Below are 304 nucleotides of genomic sequence, written 5' to 3' on the forward strand. Positions count from 1 at the left end.
GCCGTGGGGGATCAGCTTCCCGGCGTCGGTGGTCGTGTCGGCCTGTGCGGCGGCGACGGGCCGCGCGTCGACAGTGCCGGTGCCGGTGTCGATGGCGTGGTTGAGGGGGCCGGCGGCGAGGCCGCCGGCGAACGCGAGTCCGGCGATGCCGAGGACGCTCTTACGCAGGATGGTCGTGTTCATGGGGGTGTCTCCTATCGGGGGGTCGGCACACGTCCCACATCCGCCGGAGGGGGATGGCGGGGGGTGTGCGAGCACCACGTCGAGGCGCCCGAACAACGAACAACGGGGGGAAGAAGGAGGA

Annotated in this window: 1 pseudogene; it reads right to left on the reverse strand. The window is 71.7% G+C overall.

The features are described 5' to 3' along the window. A pseudogene (locus ACVMYR_RS33210) lies at positions 1-183 on the reverse strand (hypothetical protein); the annotation flags it as partial. Positions 184-304 lie beyond the last annotated feature (121 nt).

This window comes from Micromonospora sp. PTRAS2 (assembly GCF_054052245.1).